This window comes from Blastomonas sp. (genome assembly GCF_041747255.1).
Taxonomy (GTDB): Bacteria; Pseudomonadota; Alphaproteobacteria; order Sphingomonadales; family Sphingomonadaceae; genus Blastomonas.
The window spans coordinates 1-5,630 of the sequence record NZ_JBGTFM010000059.1 but is presented as its reverse complement, the minus strand read 5'-3'; the positions used below and the strand labels follow the sequence as shown (position 1 = coordinate 5,630).

The following is a 5,630-nucleotide window of genomic DNA, read 5'->3' as shown; positions in this document are numbered from 1 at the left end:
GGGCCGGATTGACGCGGAGCTCTCGGCCGCAGGACAGCGCATCGGGCCGTTCGATAGGCTGATCGCCGCCCAGGCGCTGGTGCGGAGTCTGATCCTCTTGAGCCGCAACATGCGGGAGTTCGAGAGGGTTGATGGGCTGCGGGCGGAGGGCTGGGAGCCGGTAGGTTGAGAGGGTGTCTGCGCCATTCCGGCCGGCCGAGGGATGTGGACGATTTACTCAGGACCCGCCATTCAGTTGGCACAGGGTGTCGACAGCGCGCCACCCCCCGTCCCCTCCGAGAGCGGACCTTTCGATGCGTCGCGTTCGACAGCGCATCGTGGACAGCGCGGTCACATGACTGAATTTCTCGGATGCCCACCCTTTGGGTGTTGGGTTTAGTGCTGCCTACTATGCCTTAGGGTCAGGACTCATTGAGGTTCAGAGCCAGAAGAGCACGGTTGCGGCGAGGGCGATGGCTGACAGGAAGAGCCTAGCAAGCGCTAAATTTTATATAAAACGCCACCACGTCGAACTCTCTTTTGTGCTGATGCTTGTCTGAGTTGATCCATCTTTGAACCCGTTTTCCAAACGGGCCTTAATCTGATTACCCTTCGGCGTGCCGATATCGTAAACTTCGTAGACAATTCCTGCTGGCGTCTTTTCGAATCGCGCGAAGGTGTCCGTGAAGTTTTTCTGTTCAGGTATCTCAAGTTTAATAGTGTTGCTTTTCCCGTGTGCCTTTGCAGGATGAAGCTCGCGCGTCACTCCTGAAAGCGCATTTTGCACGGTGGTCAGCCCCTTGAAAAAGGTGTTGGCAACACGAAAAGGCATCTGCGTCTGGGTGCCGCGCGCCTTACGCAGACGCATGAGTACCGTAGTTCCTAGAGTAACAGACGCACTAGCGGCAGTAGGGGCAGAGGCAGTCAACGAGGGCTTCGCAGGCTTGGTGGGCGTCTTGGGCGCACCGCCTGGTTTTGGAGGGGGCGTGTAAGAGCGACTGCCGAATAGTTTCGTCGTGCTGGTCCCGCCCTTCACCTTGCTCCGCATCGACAGTTTTAATGCAGCTTCATCCTTGACATAGCCCTCATCGCATAAGCGGTCGAGGAACGCCTTGTCGAGCCGCATTGCTAGATGCGTCGAGACATCGCGCCATGAGGCGAGCGCGTCGAGCGCATCGCTGATCACTGCGTCCCCAATCCCAGTGTCTACTTGAAGCCCGGCTTCGACATTCGCATAGAGGCCAGAAGCAGTTAAGTTGTTGGAGCCGACGATCAGACGAGCTTCCGCCTCGTTTCTGAAAAGATAGATCTTAGGGTGAAAGATGCTCCCCGCCTCGTTATGATAAACAACGGTCTCGCACTCTCCGAGCGCTTCCAAGTCGAGCAGTGCTTGCAGCCCCTCGCGAGTGGTGTTGTGCAGGTCGATGCCAACAATGAAGGACAGCTCTCCGCCCTGGCCGAGAAAGCGGGCAAAGCTATCACGCAGGTAGACAACGCCGGACGCGCGCACCCAGGCGACGGCGATATCGAGCGAATCCCAATAAGGCTCGACCCCGGTCGAATGATCGATGTGCTTGAGTAATTCAGTGCCAAAGCGTAGGGAGAGAGGCTGGTTATAGAACATACGCGCTGGACCGCCCGATTACACTTCGATTATTGGCAGGCGATGGTCCCCACGATTGTCAGGCACGACGAACGGCGGCATCTGCTCCAGCCCATTCATGAGGTCTTTATAGGGCTTGACCTTCGGCCCCTTAGTTTTCTTTTCCGAAGGCTTGGCAAAAATCAGGATATACTCATGTACATTCTTAAAAAGGAAGTTAGGCGGGTACGGATAGCTGCCGAAGATCGGACGCTGCGCGCCAAATGAACCCCATTTACCGCCCGTGCCGTCTTTGGACCAGATAACTTCGTTGATCATCACGAAGCCGCAGTTGCGCAGCATAACACCGAAATCAGTGGCGAGGGGAAAGGTGAGAAGACCCTGGTCCGTGTGCTGGTTGACGTTCGCCGTCACGACGCACATTTTTCGACCGGGTGCGAGCACACGGTAGCACTCATCGAAAACTGGCCGGATGCCGTCGAGGAATTCGGCGTAGTTCGCAGTATTACCGAGGTTGTTCTCCCCCTTTCCGTAATCCGCCTTGTCCCAATAGGGCGGGCTGGTGACGATCAGACTGACACTGCCATCCTCCAGAAATCGGAGATTGCGGCTATCGCCCTCCACCACGTCCAGCGGCGCGAAGTTGTCGAGATGTCCGTTGCGCAGCTTGGCGCATTCCTGTCGAAGAATCTTCACATAGGCTTCATTTTGCTCGACGCAGACCGCGCGGCGGCCGAGCGGGATCGCGGCGCGGGCCGTGGTGCCGACGCCAGCGAACGGATCGAGCACAGTTTCGCCGTAGAAGCTGAACAGCTTCGTGAGGCGGTGCGGAATCTCGACTGGAAAAGCAGCCGGGTGATCGGGATGAGCTTTGTTAGCGATTGACCAGACCGTCTTAGTGTATTCGCGCCACTCATCCTTCGTAAGCTTACTTTTTTCCTTGACGTCTGGCGTGATCGGGTTGGGCATACTGGCCTCTTTCCTCGTTGTTTTTGCGGAGCACGCAAACAGCCGCGCCTCCCTTATAGTATCTCGGAAGGCCTCCAACTCGGCGACGAAGGTGATGTCAAGTCCGAGGGACGCCACGATGATCGCGTCGATCTGGCGGCGAAGCTCCGGTTCTTCAGCCGCCGAGAAGGCATAGGACACGCTGCCCCGGTTAAGGCTGCGCACCGGTCGGGCGCGCACGCGCTGCCACAGGATCCCACCGAGCAGCGCGAGCTGATCGTGCGCGGCACCGCTGAGTGCAGCCTGGCCAATTGGCAGACGATCGAGCGTCGATTGCGTCGTGTGGAAGCCGTCGCCGGTGACGTGCCACCACCAGAAGGCGAAATTGCCGGAGAGGATAGCGAAGGCCGTCGCCGCATCATTGGCTGAGTTCGCCGAAAGGCGAATCAGTGGATTGTTCGAAAGTGCCTCACCCGGCTTTGCCCTGAACAGGCAAGGGCGCGCGACTCCGAGAGAATTATACGCGGTGGGGGCGACGAACAGTTCGTTAGCTTCGCCGTGCGGCAGACTGTCGAGCGTGGTCCGGCTCCACGATGCGATGAGGTCGCCAAGTCGTACCTGCTCGGCTTTCAGCCGCTCCCATGCCTCTGCCTGGAGCAGGCCATGAATCTTTGGCACGCCGGCGGTGATATTGTCGGTGATCTCGGTATAGTCGATTTGCTCGAACATCTGTCGGCGATCATCGCCTCGCCATTTGCGCAGCGGACCGGTATAAAGGCGCGTCAGCTTCTCATGCTTTTGCCAGAACAGTATGGCATTGCGGGTTTTGACATCTTCACCGAATAGCGCATGCGGCTGTCGATCGAAAAACGCGAAGCGCCATGTTCCGGTCTGGCGCTGGATCTGTGCGCGGCAAACAGTGAACTGCGCGCCGCCGTTGAAAGCGATTGACAGTGGCAGGACCAGCGCGCCCGACGCTTTGGCGCGGCTCAGTCGGATCATCTGCTCGACAAAGACAGGATAGAGGTCGGCGGTGGCTGTCGGCTTGGCGGTGAGCGTCTCAAACCGTTCCGTAAGTTCAGAGAAATCCGCGCGGAAGCCAATATTGGCATAGGGCGGATTACCAATGATGAGGTCGAAGCCGCTTCGAACAGAAGGAAATAGCTGACTGATAGAAAGGCGATCACGGCCGGCAGCGCGATCCTTCACATGGTCGATGCAAAGTGCATCACACTGCCGAAGATTGGTGCGGAGGCCCTGCCACGCGGCAAGCGGAGTCGCGGCGGCCTTGAGCGCGGACGGCAACGTATCAGCAAGCAACACGCTGGCGGCACCGTCAAGCGCCACGGGATCAATGTCGCAGCCGAACAGGCTTCCGATGGCACGGCAGTAGGAGTTGCTCGACGGCTTCGCTTTCTCCAGCTCTGCGAGGACGGCGCGCAGAAAGACGCCGGTGCCAACAGCTGGATCTAGCACTTTGAGGCGCGCTGTGATCGCACGACCGGCGAGGGCCGTGCGGGCCATGAATGCTGCAACGTCCGGCGGCGTATAGAAAACGCCGGCGACCTTTTTGCGGCGGCGCGCGACCAGGGTGGTGGGATCGCGGCGCGCACTGAGCCTGGAACCCGGACCGTGCGTTTCGAGGATGTAGGGAAGCAGCTCCTTGATGCCAGAGCAGGCGGCAATTGCGGCGAGCTGATTGCCGAGCGCCTGATCTGCACTACGCCAGAAGGTCGTCTCGGTCGGCGTTAGTGGCCGCCCGAGAAACCAAGACTGTGCGTCGCTAAGGGTCGCGCCCTCGACGTCGGCATCTTCGGTTTGGGTGAGCAGCCAAGCGGCAAAGGCAAGCCAGGCGGTGCGCTCCGTTCCGGCTTCGCCTGCACAACCGTATGGCTTTGCCAGTTGCGCAGCGCGCGCAAGCGCGGTGTGCAGATGCGTGACGATCTTCCGGCCAGGACCGGCGATTTCCTCCACGGCAGTCGATAGAACATAGCCCCGGCGGGGCACGCCGTGCGCCGGCTCGATGATTTTCAGGGATGTTTCCATGCTAGTCGCTGCCAGGACGCACGTCTGCAGACGCCCGCAGCGGTGATCTCTGGCCCGTCAGATAGGCGGCCACAGCGTCACGAACGACCCAAGCGAGCGAAACGCGGTTGCGGTCCGCAATCGCCTCCAGCTCGGTGATCTGCTCTTCCTCCAGCAATGCTGTGACGCGGCGCTTCCGAGAATCTGGATTTCTGCTCGATGTCATGTGGTTTGCTACCTTTGCAGCACACTGCATCAAAGTGATGTCGAGCACCACCACATTTTGTGGGCGGTGGCCGCAACACTGCCGTAGACGGTACAATGGGCCCCCGCATAGGTCCATCCGTGCAGTGCTTCCTGCCTGCAGGGCGGTGACCTGACCCCTTGTTTCTCCTCCACGGCGTGCTGACGTAGCGGCAGGCTTGCTACCTCGTCGAGCGGCTGGTGTTGAGGAACTCCGGACGCTCGCGCGAGCGTCCGTCTACGGCATCGCGCCGAACGCCCCGCGACCCGCCGTTTCCGGGGGGCGTGGCAACTGCGGATACTCTTCATCGATGTAACGGTGAAAGACACCCGCACCGCGAACAGTGCTGAGCGCAGCGCAGTACCCAAATAGCGCACGTTCTTGTGCTCCATGATCGACGGCGGCAGGTCGCCAAGCTGATCCGTGCGATGGCTCGCGACAATGGGATGCGGGGCGTCGGCCTGTTAGACTGTTGACGACGTGCGAAGTTATGCGAAAAATCAGGCGGTACGCGAGGCGTAATCGCGGTGCGCTGTGCTATTAATAATTTGATGTACGCCCTCCGGGCGATTGTTACGCGAGGTTGGTGTGGATATTGTTCTTGGCCTCGGGGCTGATGACGGGAGCGCGCCTGGCCACGCAGGCGATTCCGGTCACGGCTCGATCGGCGCTCCGGTCGTCGGACGGAACGGCCTTCTCGATATTCTCGAAACCGCGCGCGGCCTCGGGTATCCGCCGACCACCGAGGTGCTACGGGTCGGCGCGCGGCAAGCTGTCCTTGAGGGTCTCGACGGTCCGCCGCGCTTCTGGTCGCGGTCGCTGCAGGTCGAT

At 59.9% G+C, this 5,630-nt stretch carries 4 protein-coding genes; 1 reads left to right on the top strand and 3 read right to left on the bottom strand.

Annotated features, from left to right (window positions below):
* Window positions 1–487 precede the first annotated feature (487 nt).
* From ACEW8G_RS02230 to ACEW8G_RS02220, 3 genes are read right to left on the bottom strand one after another with little or no spacing between them, the layout of a single operon-like run.
* Window positions 488–1,603: a hypothetical protein gene (locus tag ACEW8G_RS02230; protein WP_373486820.1), complete on the bottom strand. Its 1,116-nt coding sequence runs from the start codon at window positions 1,601–1,603 to the stop codon at window positions 488–490.
* Between the two features lie 18 nt (window positions 1,604–1,621).
* Window positions 1,622–4,576, bottom strand: a complete 2,955-nt coding sequence (locus ACEW8G_RS02225) for a DNA methyltransferase (RefSeq protein WP_373486819.1) — start codon at window positions 4,574–4,576, stop codon at window positions 1,622–1,624.
* Between the two features lies 1 nt (window position 4,577).
* The gene (locus tag ACEW8G_RS02220) at window positions 4,578–4,829 is read right to left on the bottom strand and encodes a CopG family transcriptional regulator (RefSeq protein WP_373486818.1); all 252 of its coding nucleotides are present in this window, start codon (window positions 4,827–4,829) and stop codon (window positions 4,578–4,580) included.
* A gap of 558 nt (window positions 4,830–5,387) precedes the next feature.
* On the opposite strand from ACEW8G_RS02220, the gene ACEW8G_RS02215 reads away from it, so the two are divergent.
* The coding region (locus ACEW8G_RS02215; protein ID WP_373486817.1) for a hypothetical protein at window positions 5,388–5,630 on the top strand (243 nt) is incomplete at its 3' end.

Excerpts from the sequence above, each read along its gene's own strand:
- ACEW8G_RS02230 (WP_373486820.1), bottom strand. The coding sequence starts at position 1,603 with ATGTTCTATAACCAGCCTCTCTCCCTACGCTTTGGCACTGAATTACTC.
- ACEW8G_RS02225 (WP_373486819.1), bottom strand. The coding sequence starts at position 4,576 with ATGGAAACATCCCTGAAAATCATCGAGCCGGCGCACGGCGTGCCCCGC.